General features: G+C 34.5%; 20 protein-coding genes. 14 read left to right on the forward strand and 6 right to left on the reverse strand.

The genetic code is table 11. The features are described from left to right. Positions 1-442 precede the first annotated feature (442 nt). The 7 genes from RRV45_RS03265 to RRV45_RS03295 all read left to right on the forward strand — a co-directional run bounded on the left by RRV45_RS03265 (position 443) and on the right by RRV45_RS03295 (position 4843). Complete coding sequence (locus RRV45_RS03265) at positions 443-772, forward strand: hypothetical protein (protein ID WP_315667312.1); 330 nt, start codon at positions 443-445, stop codon at positions 770-772. A 282-nt stretch (positions 773-1054) separates the two neighbouring features. Then, entirely contained in the window at positions 1055-1315 is a 261-nt protein-coding gene (locus RRV45_RS03270; protein WP_315667313.1) for a hypothetical protein, read from the forward strand. After that, positions 1312-1536 (forward strand): pepsin/retropepsin-like aspartic protease family protein, encoded by a 225-nt coding sequence (locus RRV45_RS03275; protein WP_315667314.1) that lies wholly within the window; start codon positions 1312-1314, stop codon positions 1534-1536. The genes RRV45_RS03270 and RRV45_RS03275 overlap by 4 nt, the downstream gene beginning before the upstream one ends. Further along, positions 1533-1691 carry a hypothetical protein gene (locus RRV45_RS03280; protein ID WP_315667315.1) on the forward strand — a complete coding sequence of 53 codons (159 nt, stop codon included), beginning with the start codon at positions 1533-1535 and terminating at the stop codon, positions 1689-1691. The genes RRV45_RS03275 and RRV45_RS03280 overlap by 4 nt, the downstream gene beginning before the upstream one ends. Positions 1692-2222: 531 nt before the next feature. Continuing rightward, entirely contained in the window at positions 2223-3077 is an 855-nt protein-coding gene (locus tag RRV45_RS03285) for a malate synthase (protein ID WP_315667316.1), read from the forward strand. Between the two features lie 559 nt (positions 3078-3636). Beyond that, the gene (locus RRV45_RS03290) at positions 3637-4134 is read left to right on the forward strand and encodes a YehS family protein (RefSeq protein WP_315667317.1); all 498 of its coding nucleotides are present in this window, start codon (positions 3637-3639) and stop codon (positions 4132-4134) included. Position 4135: 1 nt separating this feature from the next. Continuing rightward, positions 4136-4843, forward strand: coding sequence for a M48 family metallopeptidase (locus RRV45_RS03295; RefSeq protein WP_315667318.1), 708 nt, complete (start codon positions 4136-4138; stop codon positions 4841-4843). Between the two features lie 539 nt (positions 4844-5382). Here RRV45_RS03295 and RRV45_RS03300 read toward each other — a convergent pair. Continuing rightward, entirely contained in the window at positions 5383-6024 is a 642-nt protein-coding gene (locus tag RRV45_RS03300) for a WGR domain-containing protein (protein WP_315667319.1), read from the reverse strand. Positions 6025-6451: 427 nt separating this feature from the next. On the opposite strand from RRV45_RS03300, the gene RRV45_RS03305 reads away from it, so the two are divergent. The 7 genes from RRV45_RS03305 to RRV45_RS03335 all read left to right on the forward strand — a co-directional run bounded on the left by RRV45_RS03305 (position 6452) and on the right by RRV45_RS03335 (position 14665). Further along, positions 6452-6973: a hypothetical protein gene (locus RRV45_RS03305; protein ID WP_315667320.1), complete on the forward strand. Its 522-nt coding sequence runs from the start codon at positions 6452-6454 to the stop codon at positions 6971-6973. Positions 6974-6984: 11 nt separating this feature from the next. After that, positions 6985-10260, forward strand: a complete 3276-nt coding sequence (locus RRV45_RS03310; protein ID WP_315667321.1) for a tetratricopeptide repeat protein — start codon at positions 6985-6987, stop codon at positions 10258-10260. 611 nt (positions 10261-10871) lie between these two features. Continuing rightward, complete coding sequence (locus RRV45_RS03315; RefSeq protein WP_315667322.1) at positions 10872-11837, forward strand: tRNA dihydrouridine synthase; 966 nt, start codon at positions 10872-10874, stop codon at positions 11835-11837. 231 nt (positions 11838-12068) lie between these two features. Next, the gene (locus tag RRV45_RS03320; RefSeq protein ID WP_315668917.1) at positions 12069-12416 is read left to right on the forward strand and encodes a VOC family protein; all 348 of its coding nucleotides are present in this window, start codon (positions 12069-12071) and stop codon (positions 12414-12416) included. A 39-nt stretch (positions 12417-12455) separates the two neighbouring features. Next, on the forward strand, positions 12456-13235 hold the full coding sequence (locus tag RRV45_RS03325; RefSeq protein WP_315667323.1) for a PhzF family phenazine biosynthesis protein: 780 nt from the start codon (positions 12456-12458) through the stop codon (positions 13233-13235). 221 nt (positions 13236-13456) lie between these two features. Continuing rightward, complete coding sequence (locus tag RRV45_RS03330; protein ID WP_315667324.1) at positions 13457-13792, forward strand: DUF6054 family protein; 336 nt, start codon at positions 13457-13459, stop codon at positions 13790-13792. 246 nt (positions 13793-14038) lie between these two features. After that, positions 14039-14665 (forward strand): GyrI-like domain-containing protein, encoded by a 627-nt coding sequence (locus tag RRV45_RS03335; protein WP_315667325.1) that lies wholly within the window; start codon positions 14039-14041, stop codon positions 14663-14665. Between the two features lie 248 nt (positions 14666-14913). On the opposite strand, the gene istB is transcribed toward RRV45_RS03335, so the two are convergent. The 5 genes from istB to RRV45_RS03360 all read right to left on the reverse strand — a co-directional run bounded on the left by istB (position 14914) and on the right by RRV45_RS03360 (position 19534). After that, positions 14914-15684: an IS21-like element helper ATPase IstB gene (gene istB, locus RRV45_RS03340; protein WP_315668918.1), complete on the reverse strand. Its 771-nt coding sequence runs from the start codon at positions 15682-15684 to the stop codon at positions 14914-14916. Further along, complete coding sequence (istA, locus tag RRV45_RS03345) at positions 15684-17237, reverse strand: IS21 family transposase (protein WP_315667327.1); 1554 nt, start codon at positions 17235-17237, stop codon at positions 15684-15686. The genes istB and istA overlap by 1 nt, the downstream gene beginning before the upstream one ends. Positions 17238-17530: 293 nt before the next feature. Beyond that, complete coding sequence (locus tag RRV45_RS03350; protein WP_315667328.1) at positions 17531-17920, reverse strand: iron chaperone; 390 nt, start codon at positions 17918-17920, stop codon at positions 17531-17533. Between the two features lie 356 nt (positions 17921-18276). After that, positions 18277-18846: a dihydrofolate reductase family protein gene (locus RRV45_RS03355; RefSeq protein WP_315667329.1), complete on the reverse strand. Its 570-nt coding sequence runs from the start codon at positions 18844-18846 to the stop codon at positions 18277-18279. A gap of 67 nt (positions 18847-18913) precedes the next feature. After that, a complete protein-coding gene (locus RRV45_RS03360) occupies positions 18914-19534 on the reverse strand; it encodes a class I SAM-dependent methyltransferase (protein ID WP_315667330.1) in 621 nt (206 codons plus the stop codon). Between the last annotated feature and the right edge of the window lie 265 nt (positions 19535-19799).

The raw sequence follows: 19799 nt of genomic DNA on the forward strand, positions 1-19799 counted from the left end.
GGAAACTAACCCTTTGAATTGCACATCAATTGTTATACGTATATAACAATTGATGTGCAGGTTTACTTAGGGCGTTACTCATTCATGTATTTCGTTAAGGACATTTGTCGAAAAGTCTACTTTGACAAATTTAGCAGACTATGAAACTATTAAATAAAATACCTCATATTACCACTTCACATTCTCTTTAACACCTCTATGTAAGTCCTTACGTATTTTGAATTCCTTTTAAAATTTACTACTATGAAGTTTTTTGAGCACCGTCATAATGGTATCTTCGCCATTTTACACTTTGACCTTTTTTCAACCACACTATTTTCAGCCAAAATCAATCATAAAATTCTACTCGAAGGGAGTGATGTCCCATGTAAACTATAGATCCTCATACATAAATCTTTTCTTAGACTGGATAGTAAAGAATTAAATAAAAAGGAGCATGATTATGGGTCACGATATTTCAGGATTTAATAAAGCAGGACAAGAAATTGCTTATGCACGTTTCAGTATGGGGAATTATAATGCTTTAATACTGTATAGGCTGCTTAATGCGCATAAATATTATGCAGGAGTTAGTGGGTCAGGAGGAAGTACTTCCTTTTCGATCCAACAAATTGAAAAAGCAATAGATGATTACAAGCAATTTTATAATCATGGTGATTCATCAGCAGAAAACGATTCCTCAAATTGGGATCAAAAACAAATACTGGACTTTATTCAAAACTGTTTAGAGACGGCACGAATAGAGGGGCGAGTTAGAGTATATTTTGGTTAGTTTTTTAATGCCTGTGTATAGGTTTACTTGGTCCAGTACTTTCTCTTTGCGAACACCATGCTCTACAATAAAATCCCCGGATCTTTTTGTAACAAAAGTGCTTCTGCCATATTTCCTCTTTTCCATTCAAAAAAATTAAAACCAATACTCCATATGATCACCTCGGTTTCCATTAATATTAATTTCAAGAATAGTTTTCAAAGCGTATAGAAAATAATAAATTATCAAATCTAAGCATGTTATAATTTATGGCAAATTGAACTGAAACGGAGGCGCAAGTAAATGAAATGGTCTGAAGTACGTCAGCATTTTCCAGAACGTTGTGTCCTAGTTGAAGCATTAAAATCAGAAACAAGAGGAAACGAAAGAACCATTGAGGAAATGTCAGTGATTGATGATTTTGAGAACGGCAATGCAGCATGGAAGGTATACAAAAAGTTACATGCAGAAAATCAAAACCGTGAATTATATATCTTTCACACGAATAAAAAGGAAATAAAGGTAATTGAGCAGCCATATATAGGAGTGCGAAGAAGAGTATGAAATTTGAAATGGTTGAGCAATTGCCTCTAGTTTCTGTTGAGATTGAATACAATGGAATGAAGAAGACATTTAGCAACGTGCTGCTTGATACTGGCTGTGCTTCAACCATTTTAGATACGGACCTATGTGAAGAAATAGGACTGTTGCTGGATTTAGAAAACCCATTACAAGAAAGATGTATGGAATTGGCGGAACTGATATCTGAATTGAACAAAAAGTGAGCGGAATAAAAATTGAAGAGTTTCAACTTAATAATTTTACTATACAGCTTGGCGATGTTCGGGAAATGCATGGATTTGACGGGATTATTGGCAGTGATTTTTTTCTTGCTAATAAATTAAATATTGATTTTGAAAATATGGAAGTGCGGAAGTAAGTACTAAGTTAAGGTATACTTTACTACACCCATATCCATCTGCCATCAACATCCAAGCCATTATCGCATTTAGTTATAACAGAAAAAACAGGTTTCCGATAAGGGATGTGGGTTATTTAAAAGTTTAATCGTGGAATCAATCCACTTATCACCGGTAATAACAAGTAGTTAATTATAGGGGCTTTCCAGAAGTTTCGCGACTTTTGGGAGGCCTTTATTTCATAGCGGATTTGAATAAGTGCAGAGAATAAAGTTTTATTTTACCCCACAATAAAATGTGTTGTCAATAAGAAATTTGTGGTTTTTTCAAAAAATGTTATAATAGTCTTATAATTGTTTTTTTAATCGTATTCCGAATTCCGCTGTATTTTTTCGCAGATAGAATGATGGATACGTTTTTTTAATATCCTTTTCTAAACCAAAGGAAAATTCAAACAGTCGTGTGAGCTTTGAAGGAAGTTAGTTGAATAAAATTATCAATTTACTATCTAATAGTAACCGAGTTTTTATTCTACAAGGAGGACTAGAATAATGAATCTAATCAATGAGAAAGTTACACACAAGCGTTTTGGCACGGGTAGTATCGTTAATCATAATGATTCTAGTATTGAAATACATTTCGCATCGGAAAATAAAAAGTTTGTTTTCCCCGATGTATTTGGAAAGCACTTAACACTGCATGATAAAAGGATTGCAAATTCACTAGAAAAAATAATACAAAAAAAGGAAATGGAACGAAAAGAGGAAGAATGGAAGAAGGAAGAGGAAAAAAAGCTGCAACAAAAAAATCTGGAACTTCGTTTGGAACATGAAAAACTGATGAAAAATCATAAACTTCATCCCGAATCACAAATGGTATATTGGTGTGACACAGAAGAACAGAATAGTTCTTTGTCGGAGTGGAAGGTTTTTTCAGGCTTAATAAAAAGCGGTAATAACAAGGGGAAGCCAAACAAACCCATTCGCTTGCACCAAAATAGCGCTGTCCTGTTAACGGCAATAGATCCCAGCATGCCAGAAAAAGACAGACGTATCTTAGGTGTCTATATGGTGAATGAAAATTTTGTCGGTAAGCTTTGTGAAGATGGATATATTCCTGCTCATTCAAAATACAAACTCCAACTTACAGAACAGGAATCGGATCAAATGCTTTTCTGGAAATACTATGTAAATAAAAAATTCCCCCACAAAATGACATGGAATACAGGTAAATACCGTTATTTTGATAATTCTTGGATGGCTCAAATTTTGCTTGATATCGTTTCGTTGAAAAGTGATCCAAAGGAACGGGAGCTGGGACAACAATTTTTTGAACATTTTTGTAAAATGAATCAGATAACAGATCAAGAGTTACCAAAGCCTAATGGCGCACTCATGCGTATTTAGACGTTAGCCTAAAGATAATAAGAATGACAGGGGACTGACACATTTTTCCCACCCTTCACTAATGGCGAACAGTTCCTGGCTATTAAGAGCGGTCGCGGTGGTTGGAGTTGGTATTATAGAAAAGCAGTTGATATAGAAAAAATCTATACCAACTGCTTTTTTGTTTTAAAAATACTATTCATGGCCGATTTTCATTTTTACCTGATCATTCATCAATATTCCTAATATTCATCGTATTTCTTCCGCAACCTCTGACCAAGTTTATTCCAACCGATCAATGAAAGAGTGACAGGGCGAGAAGCTAAATAGTAACCGCCGCCATCAATAACTGATGACAACCGAGGCACATATAAATCCTGTAACCTTCAGCACCCATCATATGTTGCCACACTACGCGCACACTGTGAGGCGGTTGCGAAGATAATTTTCTAACCCATTGGGTGTTTCCTATTATTTTTTTGAAATTAGATTTACGATGAGGTAGTATGATATTTATCAATTGGTCAGTACCTTTGTTGGAACAAAGGATTGACACTAATTTTTTATATGGAGGTTTATTGTGGATAATAACGATATTTTAATCCGCTTGAGATATGCGCTGGAAATTAAAAATAAAGAAATGGCTGAGATCTTTAAACTTGGGGGAGTGGATGTAACAGTACCAGAAGTAATAAAGATTCTTACAAAATCAGACGTGTATGAAGAAGAAAATGACGATCAAATCAAATGTAATAACAGTATGTTAGATTCATTTTTAAATGGTTTTATTATTTATAAAAGAGGAAGGCAAGAGCCGAAACCAGGGCAGTCTGCTGCGCCAGAACCGTCTGTAACTAAAAGTGCAAATGTTAATAATCTCCTATTAAAGAAAGTAAAAATAGCATTAGCCTTAACGACTGAGGATATGTTGGATCTATTCGATAGTGCAGGAATCACTGTTACAAAAGGAGAGCTGGGCGCTTTATTAAGAAAAGAAGGGCATAAGAATTATAAGGAGTGCGGAGATAAATTTGCCAGGAACTTCTTAAAAGGATTGGCGACCAAATACAGGGGATAACATGATACATACATACTTAGGTGAGACAATCCGTTTGGAAATCAAGTACAAAAATCGTACCTCTATAGGAATGACAATCGATAGTTATGGAAATGTTGAAGTCCAGGCTCCAAAAGGGACACCTGATGATATAGTGCTTCAATTAGTAGAAGAAAAATGGGATCTTATACAGCTAAAATTAAACGAAATGAAGGATAGGCTGCTGGGGCCACAGAAAAAAGTTTATGAATATGGTGAGAGTTTTCTTTATTTAGGAAACCATTATCCTATACAGATCTTCCAAGATACCAATATTACGCAAGAAAATGTAGTGTTTGAAAACGGTAAGCTCCATATTTATGTAAAGGAGCCTGACATTGAAAAAATAAAACAGGCTTTGAAACGATTTTATTACAAGCAGTGTAAGGCTTTAGTGGAAAAGAGTATTTCCGCTTATCAAAGCAACTTCAAAACAAAACCACGTTCTATTCGCATCTCGGATAGCAAAACGACATGGGGAACTTGCGATTCAAAGCTGCAGTTAACATTTAATTGGAGACTGGCAATGGCACCACGGGAGGTTATTGACTATGTAGTCGTTCACGAAATGTGCCATATGGTGCATCTGAATCACGACCGATCCTTCTGGCGACTTGTCGGAAAAATAATGCCTGACTATAAGGAAAAGGAAAACTGGCTGACCTTATCAAGTTGGAAAATGACTGTTTAGTTGTCTTGAAACGAGTGTCGAAATTTAACAAGAAGACATTTTTCTCATTAATAAATTCATCATCGACTTTGAAAAACACTACTACATTTATATAATCTGCCATCCATCTATGCCATTGTGAGGCGATTGCGAAGATTAATTTAGTTGATAGAAGAAGCTCAAATCCTTAATGATTGGGCTTTTTTTGTGTGTTATTCTTGTGAAACATCTATGGAACAAGACTTTTCGAGGCGTGACAGCCACAATATCTAATGCAAAACTCATTATTGAATTATTCTAGTGTGTACAATGGAATGAAGAATCGTATTTATCATGAATCTCTGGAATTGGAGAATGAAAATATGGATTATAAGGACACAATTGCTGTTGAATAGGCGAAAGTCGAAGGAAAATGGCTGATCTAGGATAGGCAGTAGTATTAAGCTTTGGGAAGAATTACCGATTCCCCTTGTGTCGCCGCATAAAATCTGGACATAGGGTGCATCTCAGCCTAACTTGAAATATTAATAAAGTCTAAAAAGAATTCTTTGTTTCTTCACTCAATATTCATAAGATGAAGCTGAGATCATTTGATTCAACCATTCTTTTTTTGCTTGTACCTTCTTGAAATTATCCAATAGATGGATTTTGTCTATTTGATTTCCAAACACAACAGGAATAACCGAATAAAATTGATTGGACAGATGAATAACATCTGTGTTGCCATTTTGTATCTTCTCTTCAATTTCAGTTAGTATTTGAATCCCTCTATAAAGCTGAATCTCTGAAAGTTTCCCTAATTGGGTATGAATAGAAAAAAGGGGGGCTTGGGAAATCGGGTGAGTTGTTTTTCTTTGAAAAGGAGCTCTGATTGGTATGAGAGAAGATTCGTCCCATTCTTCATCTATCACAATTAATTCATACCCTTTTTTCCGTTTAGAAGAAAGAATCTTTTCAAATGCATTCTTAGCTTCCAAGCGAGTTAGAAAATACCTCTCTTGTTTTCTTGGAGAACTTCCCATCCGTCCGTATTCAGTATAAATGCGGTAAGAGTATTCTCCTACCCCTTCCTGAAATTCTATCAAATAAAATTTATTGGAGTTAGCTTGGATTGAAACATAATTTAGTACAACTCGTTGTTCTACTTCCTTCAACGCAAATAAAGGGGTGTCGTTCGTATAAAGAGAAATTGCTTTTGTCATAAGAATTCCTTCCGGTTTTAGCATGTTAAGTGATTTTTTAAAAGGTATTGATTATCGGTTAATTTAATCTACCATATTGTACATATAGAATCTACCATTGAAGATGAAGATTCAGGAACAACAAATGAATTTGTCTTCAAATTTAGAAGAACTTTTTCCAAACTATTTAACGCTTTAGAGATCGGATTACGTTGCTCTAATTTTTGATGGATTTGGACTGAATTACCAGATTAATCCATTATAAAGGTTTTTTTCTTTGGATAAAATGAAAAAAATGAAAATTTGGACGTTCAAGAAAATCAAATCAAATTAATGTAACACTAGTGAAAAAACTATTTAAAATACTGGAATTGCCCCCCTTCATTGTATGGTATTGGTAGGATAGTAGTGTTAATATGATTAAAGACCTAAAAACAGGAGGTTTAGTATGGATTTTCTAGAAACTTTATACCCGCAAAAAAAACTAGGTTTGTTATTAAAAACAATGGATGAACAGACTGTCAATGTATATCCATGGATTAACGAAGAACTTTTAATAACAGATGAATTGGGGAATACGTTAGGATTTATATCAGAAACGTCCAATGATTATACGCTTTATAACGAACATATGAACATGATTGCTGCTACTAATGAAGTGCAGGATTTTTCAATTCTGCATGATTTTAGTGGGAATACAATTTCTTATGTGCATGATATGCCGAATGGCTTTACGGAACTAGCTTTTACCGGAGAACAAATTGATGCTTTTTCTAATGTGTTTGGCGGTTATGACTTCATTTCATCTGGTGAGGTAATAGGTCAATCTAAATTAGCCAGTGATCATTTTACTTTTACATATAATCCAATTGAAACACATTTTAGTTCATTTGATTTTGCTGGTTTTAATACCATCTTGTTTGATGCTTTCGATTATTATGAAGCACAAGCTTTATTTGACTTCTTATAGGTGGTGTTGATTTGGAACTTATTAAGGCGGAAGATCTTGTTGTAGGATTATATGATATTCGATTTGAAAGACCAACATTATCAGAACAGCAGTTGAAAAATATAGAATTACTCGTTCAAATTGAAGTGGATGCAATATATGATGAGTTAATGAAAAATTGGCGAGCATACAGTCAAAATATTACGCAATCGTTTACCTCTTTGCAGCAAATGAAGGAAACGATAAAAGATGCTCAGAAATTTTCGACAGCTCTTCAATCCATTGAACCTAGTAAGATAGCAAGTAGTTTAAACCAAACTTTTCACGCCAAACGTTTAATAAAAATACAAGAGCATTATACATATACATTTAATCAATTAACGTCCAGCGGCATAGCTGATATTGCAGAACGATATCGTTTGTCGCATCAAGTATTTCAAGTACTTGCAGATGATTTGCTTCAATGGAATGATGAACTCATTCGAAAAATTGAAACTTACAATACAAGCTATAAGCAATTATTCGAGGTTTTAAATAAAGGCAATGCCACTAACTCTGAAGATGAAATATTTATCTTTGGGGCAGGACTGTTAGCTTCGATGCTTGCTGGTCCGCTTGGAGGAATAGCGACTCGAACAGCTTTACGTTCAGCAAATAACCCGTCTTCTCAAGTAGAGCAAGCTGTATGGCATGTATTACAGTCTCTTAATGAAATAGATAATTTTGTTCATGCGTATACAGCCTCTATTGGGAAATATTTAATTTATTTCTTTAGCCATACATACATAGGATTGATGGAATATCTAAAGGGTGATTTACCACAAATTGGTTGGGGATTTATTGATGTTAATCCAATTGAGAAAACGATCATTGTGAAAAAGAATCATCAATATGAGAAAGATAGCGAGCGTTATATTCAACAGTTAAAAAGGCAAGCAAAGGAAGCTGTTGATCAGAATGATTGGGTTCATGCAGAAAAGAATTATGCTGCTTTATTGAAAGCGGCAAATACCGATTTTGATTTAGCGAAAGTACTTGGCATTGATAGTGCTGCTCAAACATTCCATAGTATTGCGAAACAAATTGAGGCGTTGCCCGAACAGAAAAAGCATTTTGCATATAGCAAATTATTTCAAAATACCTATGTAGGAATGGGGCAGATCCCATACTTCGAGGTAAATGATGTTATTATACGTTATATTTTATGTACTGAACATGCTGTAAGTAAGGAACCAGAAAAAGCGATTGCACTTCGAGGTTCGACAGTAAGTCACTTTACAAAATATATTCAAAATTTTTTATCCATTGAAAAGAGATCAAGAGTTTATCGAACAAAAGATGAAGTGATTTCAGGGACAACATTAGCAATCATTCATACATATACACAGTTTGTTTCATCTCAGGGCTTAAACGTACCAAATAAATTGTTAGATACGTTAACGAATTCTAGTAATTGTACGCAACTTGTATATGAACAATTTTTCAAAAAGTATATTAACTCATTTACGTTATATTTAAAAAATAAACCGAGTAACAATCCCTTTCCACAAGACTTAAAGAAAAAAATAATGCCAAGCTCAATGCCTGAAAAACAGCTGCCTTTAATTGATTTTTACATAACGTATGAGTTTAATGAATTAATCCATTTAAATAAACTTGAAGATTCGGATCAAAGCTATCACGAATTCAAGGAGAATATTGACCAGTATGTTTCATTCCGTCATTTAATAAGCGACGTAAGTAACGGGAAGAACGATAAAGATCGATTATTTAATATTGCAGAGCACTATTATTATGGATTAGGTATTGCCCAAAACTATCAGAAAGCGATGGAGTGGTTAAAAAAGGCGGATCAACAAGGACATCAAGATGCAGTGTCTCTCATGGTTGATTTATACAATAACAATAAAATTGCTATTAACCAAAATCACCACAAACATATATTAGAGCGTTTCGTTAAAGAAAACGAAGATACCATATCTCATTATCTTCTCGGTACGTACTATTTACATTCAGAACGTGAAAAAGCCCGACACCATTTTGAAATTGCTGCAAGTGGAGGACATATAGTATCGGCTTACGAATCAGGACTACTTAATGAAATAAAGAAAAATAAAAGAAAAGCGTATGACTATTTCCTTCAAGCAGCTGAAAAAGGGCATGATGAAGCAAAGAATAAAGTAAACCAATACCGAAAAATCAAGTTTATGCAAATAATGCTGTTTGTAGTAGCGCCTGTTACGATTCTGATTATTGCTTTTGTAATCTATAATCAACAACAGGAACAGAAAGAAGCTCTGCAGCGGGAAATTGAATTTGAGGAGTTTAAAAAGGAACAGGAAGCTGAACACCAGGCGTGGCTAGATGCAAACGAACCTTTTACAATTAATGTACATGTTACGCCATATTGCAGCTATTTATCAGATTATCTAGAAAACTTTGCTGAACCACCACTCCCTACTAATGGTGATAAAAAAACGATAGAAATTATCGTCTATCCTCAAACTCAAATAAAATATGAAATGTACGAGTATTATTATTTGAAAAAAGAGGTAGATTGTGTAGTTAATACAATTGATGGAAACATATTAGAGAATGGATTTATTAATAATTTAGATCACCGTCACACATTAGAACTATTAGAAATTATTAATGAGGAATTGGCTTCGGGTGAGTACCGAGAAGGATTTCGTCAATTGATAAATTCTATAGACATTAATTATGTTCGTAATATTGATCAATGGAATGAAGCCATTTCTTTAATGCAGTCAGCAAGTAAAAAACTCGATGACTACTTCAAAGAAAAAGGAATACACGAGCAAAATAATGAGAAGACTACGTCAGAACAAAACAATGATGAATACGTATTGTCTGGCCCAGCTAATAATCCGAATATGATAGGGTATCTTTATGTGAATAGTGAATCTAATTATTTTGAATATATAATTAGTCCAAATTGGGAAGAAGTATTGCCAGGAAAAACAAAATGGGAAGTAGTAGATGAAATGGCTGATGGTTCGGTATTATTAGCAAATGGATATGTTGTTAGTATTGCCGGGGATCAGGATGTGAAGTTTGAACGTACAAAAAGGGAATATCCGCAAGAGAGTTTTAATGGAGTTGCAACCGTAAATGTGTTTTTTGCTAATATACCAGTATATAAAGGTAAAAATATTGAAACAGAATATTATTTAGGAGATGGAGGTGTTTACGAAGTTTCAGAGATTTATTCTGATGGACGAATAAGAATTAGTGAAGATTATTGGGTATATTACGATGAAAATCACATGGGAATTGAATATAATTAATTTTCCTGTAAGCTCAAATAATTTATGCACAAACATTATTAGTGTTTCACTAATTTAATACAATAGATAGGAACGGATTCTGTTATCTGTCAAAACTAAAAAAATGTATAGAAAATAGACCACTAAATTGTTACTATATTTGATGGTCTATTTTCTTTGTTTATTAGCATTATAGTAATGAAACAACAGCCATTTATTGTAGTACATGATAGATACTTTTAGAGGAAATCGATGGATTCAATTATTTTAGACATTAGAGGAAAAAGAGCGGGGTATAAATCATTTAAATTTAATATGGGTACAGTTGTATTTTTACAGTTGCTTTTTGAAATAGTAGAATAAAACGCAGCATTTTAGTGATTATCTTTCTCCAAAATTTAGATATCTTTTATAACAAAATTCATAATGTACGGTACCAGTTTTTGTCATACAAATAATATAAGTCTTCCGGGATAATGAAATTGTCAACGAAGGCAACTATAGATATTATAGTATAGGTATACTATTAGGTTTACTTATTCATTGGATTATGTGTAGAAGAAGCATGAGTTTTTTGCCATTTAATTTAGAGACGAGAGTTTGACTCTTATAAGAGAGGTTTGAGTTTATATATGAAAGAAAATTTTTGGAACGAATTACCAAGGCCGTTTTTTGTACTTGCACCAATGGAAGATGTGACGGATGTTGTTTTTCGCCATGTAGTGAGTAAAGCGGCCAGACCGGATGTGTTTTTTACTGAGTTTACAAACAGCGAGAGTTATTGTCACCCAGATGGGAAGCAAAGTGTGCGTGGGCGTTTGACTTTTACAGAGGATGAACAACCTATTGTGGCTCATATATGGGGGGATAGGCCAGAAAACTTTCGGAAAATGAGTATCGGTATGGCTGAACTAGGATTTCGGGGGATCGATATCAATATGGGCTGTCCTGTACCTAATGTGACATCGAATGGGAAGGGAGCCGGTCTGATTCTTCGTCCGGAAGTTGCAGCAGATTTAATACAAGCAGCAAAAGCAGGAGGATTGCCTGTAAGTGTGAAAACAAGGCTTGGTTACACGGATGTAGAAGAGTGGCAGGACTGGCTAACACATATATTGAAACAAGATATTGCCAATCTTTCTATTCATTTGCGTACAAGACAAGAAATGAGCCAAGTCGAAGCTCATTGGGAGCTGATTCCGGAGATAAAGAAACTTCGTGACGCGATTGCACCAGATACGCTTTTGACGATCAATGGTGATATTCCTGACCGTCAAACTGGCTTGCAGCTGGCTGAACAATATGGTATTGATGGAGTTATGATCGGGCGAGGTATTTTTAAAAATCCTTTTGCTTTTGAAAAAGAGCCAAAAGAACATAGCAGTAAAGAATACCTAGATCTTTTAAGACTGCAGCTTGATCTTCAAGATCAATATGCGGAAGAACTGCCACGTTCAATCTCAGGCCTTCATCGCTTTTTCAAAATTTATGTCAAAGGATTCCGTGGAGCTGGTGAATTAAGAAATCAATTGATGAACACGAAATCAACAGATGAAGTACGTGCATTGCTTGATAACTTTATGCTAGAGAATGAATAATAAAACCATACTACCTGCGATCACTATTAAAGTCATGTGGTAAATGTCGCAGTGTTGGAGTTGAAAAATAAATAAGGTGAAAAAAGAAGTCTAGCGATAGACTTCTTTTTTATGGTGAAACAACAATCAAACCTGTTTAACTACCTGTATGAAGAAGGTATTTATTTTTATTTCTTGAATTTCTAAGTTAAATGGAAAAATCAAATTAGAGATTGGAGCGAGTTTATTATGATGATTAAAGGTTTCGGGGGAATATTTTGGAGGACTAAAAATCTAGAAGCTGTAAAAAAATGGTACAGTGAAGTGCTAAAGATTGAAATGGAAAATTGGAATGGGACCATTATAAAACCCCATACGGAAAATGAAACTATCTTTTCCTTATTTACTGAAGATAACAGTTATTTCCCAACAGAACAGCAAGTGATGTTAAATTTCCAAGTTTATAATCTAAACGAGACGATTAAGCATCTTGAACAAGTTGGTGTACCTCTTGTAATGGAAAAAAAGATTAATGAATATGGTAAGTTTATTTGGATTAAAGATCCTGAAGGCAGACTGGTTGAGCTATGGGAGAAATAAGCGGGTTTAGTTTAAATGAACAACAAGGAGATTAAGAAAATGAGAATCCCAATTTATCAGATTGATGCTTTTACAAACGAACAATTTAAAGGAAACCCAGCGGCAGTATGTCCATTAAACGAATGGATAGAGGATGACTTAATGCAAAAGATTGCAGCAGAAAATAATTTATCTGAAACCGCCTTTTTTGTAAAAAAAGATGCTGAATATGAGTTAAGATGGTTCACTCCAATAGGGGAAATAGACTTATGTGGACACGCCACATTAGCGTCTGCTTATGTAATCTGCACATATTTAGATGAAAATATAAAGAATGTAAAGTTTTATACAAAAAGTGGACTTTTAGAAGTATCGAAGGATGGCGGTCTATTTACATTGAGTTTTCCTTCTAGGGAAGGAGAAAAATGTGATACTCCAGAGGAACTGATTAAAGGTTTAGGCAAAGAACCTAAAGAGGTCTATAAGGCAAGAGATTATTTGGCGGTATTTGATGCAGAACAAGATATTTTAGATCTTGAACTAAATATGGATGAACTAAAAAAACTGGACGGTTTTGGTGTAATAGTGACAGCTAAAGGAAAAGAAGCAGATTTCGTATCAAGATTTTTTGCACCAAAGGCAGGAATAGATGAAGACCCCGTTACTGGTTCAGCTCATTGTACGTTAGTTCCGTATTGGAAGAATAAATTGAATAAAAATGAATTTGTCGCATTGCAATTATCAGAAAGAGGCGGAAAGCTATTTTGTACTGATTTAGGTGAAACGGTAAAAATGTCTGGAGAAGCTGTATCTTATTTAGAAGGATATATAAATGTTTAAGAAAATTTGTTCAACAATATAAAAATTTATTGACGGGTGGTGCTATTCTTCAAGAAAGAGAATAGCATTTCTTATTGAAGGGGCAGGTTTATTCAATAATAAATCACAACAGGGATCTGCATTTACCGTAAAATATTGTTAATTTTTCATAAAATAAATCCATACAAGAAACAATCGTGTTATATAAAGAAAAAATTATTATGGGGGAGGATAGGGTAATCATGGCAAAGTATGAAAAGACAATTGTTGGTCAATTTGAGAAAGTCGTTAATCAATTGCAAAACGATATTGGTAATAATGGAATAAGTATGAGATTAGTTGATGAAAGCAACTACACTATTGGAGAGACAAAAATAGCAGTTCGGGTTTATGATAAATATTTTATGAGAAATGGAAACAGAGCAAGTTTGAGCCTTACTGTGGTAGGTTATAACAGTAATATTTTTATTTCAGCAATTGGTGCTGGCGGGGGACAAGGTGTTTTTTTAAACTTTAGTCTTGGTGCCGAAGATGATATGGTGGCAATAGTGCAAAAAAGTATAGAACAAATGGAATAATACTTAATTTTATTTCTAATTGCAGTTTCCTCGTAATTCGATTCCTGCTTAACTGTGTCGTGAAAAGATGAACTTAAATTAACGCAGCATTTCTGTAATATTGAGGAAAGCTTTTTCACTTAAGGAGCAGGATTATTTAATAGGGGTGGCAATGTCCCCCAGACCGGTGGATAGGTAATTTGAAAGATTACATACATACCCCTTGTTACACCTCAAATCAAAAATCTAATCGCGGGAGTTTTCTAAATGAAATATGAATGGAGAAAGAACGAGAAAGATCTATATATGCCTAAGCAAAAACCTGAATTGGTCACAGTCTCAAAGCAAAACTTCCTTATGATAAAGGGAAAAGGGGATCCCAATAAAGAGGATTTTTCCGAAAGAATAGGAGTTCTTTATTCGTTAGCTTACGCTATTCGAATGATGCCGAAACAAGGATATACTCCGGACGGCTATTTCGAATATACTGTTTACCCTTTAGAAGGGATATGGGATTTGACAGAGAAAGGAAGAATAATAGAAACTTTAGATAAAAATGAATTGCTGTATACGATTATGATCAGACAACCAGACTTTGTAACGGAAGAAGTTGTAGAGAGAGCGATGGAAAGGGTGAGGAAAAAGAAACCACATCCGCTGCTAAATGAAGTGACATTCGATTCAGTTGAAGACGGTCTGTCTGTACAAATGCTCCATGTAGGCTCATATGATGAAGAACCACAAACTTTTGAGAAAATGAATGAGTTTGTAATCACGAATCAACTTGAAAGAGCTTGTTTAACACATCGAGAAATTTATCTATCCGATTTCAGAAGAGTAGAACCGGATAAATTAAGAACAGTTCTCAGATATAAGGTAAAGCTAACGAAATGATAGGTATCATAAACCTTATCCCAATTCCGTAAAAAATACTAAATAATTTTGTTCTAAATGTGTTTTACATTAAATTAAAATGATTTTTTATTCCCTCAGACAATCGTTTTGAGGGATTTTTTAATTGGGATATAATGTGTTTTACTTAAAATTTAGGATTTTACGTGTTTTGGCAATCGAAAAATGCTGTTCATGGCAGTATTAGAAAATGATGTAACCGTCAAGTAGTTTTGAACACTTTTTGCTAATTAATTTTGAACACTTTCTTTGCTAAAAATGGTAGTTCGATGCTTAATTCTATAGCTGTCATTTTCATTTAGTTGAATAACCTCTACTCGATGGAGAAGTCGGTCAAGAATGGCTGTTGTAATTCCTTGATCACCCATTAACTCACCCCATTGTTCTGGTCCCTTATTAGAGGTCAAAATGACTGAGCTGCGCTCATAAAGATGATTAATCAAATGGAAAAATAGGTTAGCTTCTCTTTGATCCATTGCCATATACATTAAATCATCAATAATAACCAAATCTGCTTCTTTTAATCTTTTTAGCTGCGTTTGGGACTTACGAATATACTCTTCCGTTTTCAATAGTTGAACAAGCTCACCCATTGTAGAAAACGATACTTTATATCCTTTTTGAATAGCTTCATAGCCAAGTCCGATACTAATATGAGTTTTTCCAGTCCCAGGCGGGCCCAATAAAATCATATTATACTGTTGTTCAAGCCAATTTAGTTCTTTCAATTGATTTAATTGACGGGCACTTACGGATATTTGGTCCTCCACATTAAATTCATCAAGTGTCTTGAGATAAGGGAATTTAGCCCATTTTAGACGCTTTTCCATATTTTTTTCTTCGCGTCGTGTCAATTCATGGTGAAGCAGCTTTTCAAGAAACTCCAGATAAGTCCAGGACGATTTTTCGGCATTCCGAAGAAGCATTGGCAGCTCATCAGCCGTTTCCACCATCCGAAGATGGCGGAATTGTTCTTGCAGTGTATGTACAGAAACTGTCATCATGATACGCCTCCCATTGCACTTGTGTAATAATCCATTCCTCTAGTTACTGCAGTAGCTTTTATTGCGGGGCTGTCAATTTTTGATTTTTTCATTGACTGATCGGATGGGGCCTTTTCTTCTTTTAATCTTGTAAAGTGAAGTGCAATATCGCGGAAATCATTTGCACTCCACAGCTGCTTTTCGATACAAACAGCGAGGGCTTCCTCTATTTCGGAACGGAAGTGAGTAATGACGTATTGGATGATTTGTAACTGGTCCCTGATATATCTTGGATACCTTTGGGCTACTTCATTAATAAACTTTTGGGCTTTTTCCTGATCATCAAACTGGCGTACAATGGTTTCCTTATAAGCTTGGATTCCTTTTGATCGATCTCTTGAATGTTGTCGGTTCTTAATCAATTCACCTTTTCCGTGACTAAGCGTATGTTTAGCCAGTACCTCGCCTTCAAGATCTGCCCTTATAATTAGTTCTTCGCCTTTTACCTCTAAATAAACCTTATTATCTCCTCTAGGACGATAAGTTCCTAGCGGAACGGAATATCGATTTGATTTATATTTGATAATATTGTCCTTATGAACAGTTCTTGTTATACTTGAACCAAGGTTGTTTTCGTAAGAAAACAGGGCGGAGACAGGTTTTAAGTGTTGCTTTTCGAGGGCGTGCACTTCAACCGGTCTCTTTTTCGTTGTGTGATGAACATTATAATTACCCGTTCGTTTTAGCCACGCTAAACATTTTTCATTCCAAGAATCAAGATTAGGAAATACTCTATTTTTCGCGAAGTTCATTTTTACGAACTTTACCACATTTTCTACCTTACCTTTACTTTGGGGATCAGCTTTCCTACATAAATAGATTCGAAATCCACGCTCTTGTTTATATGATTGAAAATCTCCAGTCAATATTATATCTCCCGCATTTTCACTTACAGTTATTAGGTGGTCCAGATCATAAACAATTTCCTTTGGAATTCCTCCGAAAAATTGAAATGCTTTTTCATGGCACCGAATCGTATCTCTTGTGGTAAATGGTCTATCTTGCCATTCCACATATTTAAAGCGAGAATGAGAGAGTACAAAAGTAATAAAGTACAATTTCACAAATGTTTTATCCTGCTTCTTAACCGTTATTTCTCCCCAATCCACTTGAACCTGCTGTCCGAGTGGCAACTCCTCCACAGCTTCATGATCACGAATACGAACCACTTTAGGTATGTGATAAAAATCCCTGATTTCACTTACATAACCTCTCACAGTACTACCTCCAACAGCTAGTTGAGGTTGGTGCTCTTTTAGCCAATCCTCCACTTGCGCAGAAGATAAATCTGGGTGTTCCTTTAACCAACCTAATATTTGATCACGATAGGGATCAAGCTTCTTATGCCGGCTTTGAGAAGATATCACCCAATCAGAAGCTTCCTTAAAAGTCATTTTCAAAAACTTATAAACTGTGTTCCTTGAAATCCCTAACTTTTTTGCAATAGCTGCAATCTTAAACCCTTGATCTTTTAATTGATGAATCTCGATGAATAACTGCAATTTTTCCACCTTTCCAATCCCCCAGTTAAGCAATGATTACAAGAATCATATTATCCCAACTGTTGATCTTTTTGGTAAAAAAGTGTTCATTTCTATCTGGCGGAAACTGTTGATTTTAGTTTAGCAGTTACAAATGAGCCTATAAATACAAGAAATGTATAGAAACTTGCATATTTAAGGCTCTTTAACTTGTATTCCTTGTTGTGTTAATGCACCTATTCGTTTAAGTACATTTCTGCACAATCTTTATCTACTTGATATTGGAAAGAAAGCGACTCTCCCCCTAAATAATAGCAATAAAATTATTCCTTCTTTTTTATTTTCCCTTCAGCTTTACTTTTGTTTTCGTCAACTCTAAATTTCACGATTTTACTAATTAATCCATAAGGGATGGGTTTTCCTATAGGAAATTGCACTGCGCCTTTCGATGTCTTATATCCCGATAATTCCTGTTTAAATGTATTAATTCCGCTTGGAGTTGGATAAAACCCTATATGGTTTTTGTATGCAGCAAAATGTACCAGATTTCCATTTAAAACAAAAGTAGGCATTGCATAACTTATTTTTTCCTCAGCATTTGGCGCTGATTCCTTTATAACCTTTCTTAATGTTTTTAGTATTTCTTGAATCTCTTGAGGAAATTGTAAAATATATTCATCAATTGATTTCGGAATGATGGTTTGTTGTTCCATAGTATTTCTCCTATTCATAAATAAAGTTTTTATAGTATTTCAAACCATTTTATCATAAGGCTCTGTTAACGTTTAATGTTGATATATAACGAGAAAAAATAGAACATCCAATTATCTGGAGGTTCTTTTTTCGTAGTATTTATTTGTAGACGAATAAAAATACGAAACAAATCGGGATCTACACGGTGAACAGGGACCATAAAGAATAGAGGGATTCGAAGTAGCTAGACTAGGTAAAATGCTGCATTAACTGTGGCTACGATCACTATTCCAGCCATGGGAAGTGCTGATCACTACTCGTAAGAGATATAAGTAATGAGCCTCCCTATTAAGGAAAGGCTCTTTCTCATAATTTATTAATTTCTATTCAAATGATAGATTAGTTGCACAACGCCAGAAGAGAAGGTTCTTGTATTAACCATTTTTAAATTAATTCTCTCGTTTATATTTATAAACATCGGTTTTCCTTCTCCCAAAATAACAGGGTGAACAGATAATCTAAATTCATCAACAAGCCCTAAATTGATAAAAGTTGTTATAAGACTTGCTCCACCATATAGCCAGATATCTTTACCAGACTTATTCTTTAATTTATTTACTTCTTCAAAAATATTATCATTTATGAGTATTGCTTTATTATCTGTCCATTTTTGCGATTTGGAAAACACGTATTTTTCTTTACTATGAACTAATTCCCAAATTTCTTTTTCAGTATCAGTAACTTCAACTTCTGGAGTAAATTGTCCCCATAAGTCGTAGCTTTTTCTTCCATATAAAATAGTATCAATTTGATTTAAGAAATTAACAAAACCCATCTCAGAGTCCATGATACACCAGTCAACTTCCCCATTTTTCCCCTCAATAAATCCATCTAAAGTTACTGCTAAATCTAAAATTATTCTTCTTGGTCCTACGTTTTGGGACATAAATCTTCCTCCTTTGTAATGCCTCATCAAACTGCATTTCTTTTCGTAATATGGCAATGTTTCAGCATTATAGTATGTAAATATGCTTATTTGGTTTGGCCCATACTAAATGAACTGTACCAGTCAGATAATGTTCCATCCTCTCAACGTGAATGTCAGAGTGCTCTATGATGTGAAGGATATCACGATTTAATTCGCAACCTACGATCTTTCTATAAAGTGGATTTAACATCGTTTGAATGCAACCAATCATAGTATTTGAGCTTTTTCCATGTTCTAATAAAAGAATTTTCCCGTCAGGTTTACACCACTTATTAAATGAATTTAGTACTTTCGTAGGATTTTCATATCCACACATCGATAATGTAGAGATAACCGTATCAAATGAATTGTCCTCAAACGAAAAGGATTCAACATCAGAAAGTATAAATTGGGCGTCTATGCCTTCTTCAATCGCAGCTTCTTGTGCTTTCTTTAACATTTCCTCACTGAAGTCAACTCCAGTCACTTTCAATCCTTGAGGATAATAATGAAAGTTTGCTCCTGCACCAACTGCTACCTCCAGCACATTCCCTCTTGTAGATGAGAGCAATCTTTCTCTCCATTTTCTTTCCGACCGTATCCTTCTTCTCTTTTCATATATTTTTGCTTGTTTATCAAAAGTTCTAATGATCTTATCTTTGTTCATTAGCTACACACCTTTTATCCCCATTTTCATATTGAAGATATTTTATTTAAAACCATTTATTTTTCGATACCTACACTTTTGCAGTACCTATGTTTCAGAAAAGCGCCGTTTAATGGAAGATCGTACTTGCTCATTGCTACTAATAAGAAGATGATTAATATAAGACAACTTGAATTATTAATTGCAGCAACTGATGGGGCAATGCGTTAAAAATTGCACCTTGCACTCACATTAATTCATGTATTGTTCGTGGAATTTCATTGTT

This window comes from Bacillus sp. DTU_2020_1000418_1_SI_GHA_SEK_038 (assembly GCF_032341175.1).
Taxonomy (GTDB): domain Bacteria; phylum Bacillota; class Bacilli; order Bacillales; family Cytobacillaceae; genus Cytobacillus.

What these genes read in the sequence shown, in the direction of transcription:
- istB (WP_315668918.1), bottom strand. Translation starts at nt 15,684, where the DNA reads ATGACAGTTTCTGTACATACACTGCAAGAACAATTCCGCCATCTTCGG.
- RRV45_RS03320 (WP_315668917.1), top strand. Translation starts at nt 12,069, where the DNA reads ATGATTAAAGGTTTCGGGGGAATATTTTGGAGGACTAAAAATCTAGAA.
- RRV45_RS03270 (WP_315667313.1), top strand. Translation starts at nt 1,055, where the DNA reads ATGAAATGGTCTGAAGTACGTCAGCATTTTCCAGAACGTTGTGTCCTA.
- RRV45_RS03360 (WP_315667330.1), bottom strand. Translation starts at nt 19,534, where the DNA reads ATGAACAAAGATAAGATCATTAGAACTTTTGATAAACAAGCAAAAATA.
- RRV45_RS03335 (WP_315667325.1), top strand. Translation starts at nt 14,039, where the DNA reads ATGAAATATGAATGGAGAAAGAACGAGAAAGATCTATATATGCCTAAG.
- RRV45_RS03325 (WP_315667323.1), top strand. Translation starts at nt 12,456, where the DNA reads ATGAGAATCCCAATTTATCAGATTGATGCTTTTACAAACGAACAATTT.
- RRV45_RS03330 (WP_315667324.1), top strand. Translation starts at nt 13,457, where the DNA reads ATGGCAAAGTATGAAAAGACAATTGTTGGTCAATTTGAGAAAGTCGTT.
- RRV45_RS03295 (WP_315667318.1), top strand. Translation starts at nt 4,136, where the DNA reads ATGATACATACATACTTAGGTGAGACAATCCGTTTGGAAATCAAGTAC.
- RRV45_RS03285 (WP_315667316.1), top strand. Translation starts at nt 2,223, where the DNA reads ATGAATCTAATCAATGAGAAAGTTACACACAAGCGTTTTGGCACGGGT.
- RRV45_RS03275 (WP_315667314.1), top strand. Translation starts at nt 1,312, where the DNA reads ATGAAATTTGAAATGGTTGAGCAATTGCCTCTAGTTTCTGTTGAGATT.
- RRV45_RS03355 (WP_315667329.1), bottom strand. Translation starts at nt 18,846, where the DNA reads ATGTCCCAAAACGTAGGACCAAGAAGAATAATTTTAGATTTAGCAGTA.
- RRV45_RS03265 (WP_315667312.1), top strand. Translation starts at nt 443, where the DNA reads ATGGGTCACGATATTTCAGGATTTAATAAAGCAGGACAAGAAATTGCT.
- RRV45_RS03315 (WP_315667322.1), top strand. Translation starts at nt 10,872, where the DNA reads ATGAAAGAAAATTTTTGGAACGAATTACCAAGGCCGTTTTTTGTACTT.
- RRV45_RS03300 (WP_315667319.1), bottom strand. Translation starts at nt 6,024, where the DNA reads ATGACAAAAGCAATTTCTCTTTATACGAACGACACCCCTTTATTTGCG.
- RRV45_RS03350 (WP_315667328.1), bottom strand. Translation starts at nt 17,920, where the DNA reads ATGGAACAACAAACCATCATTCCGAAATCAATTGATGAATATATTTTA.
- RRV45_RS03305 (WP_315667320.1), top strand. Translation starts at nt 6,452, where the DNA reads ATGGATTTTCTAGAAACTTTATACCCGCAAAAAAAACTAGGTTTGTTA.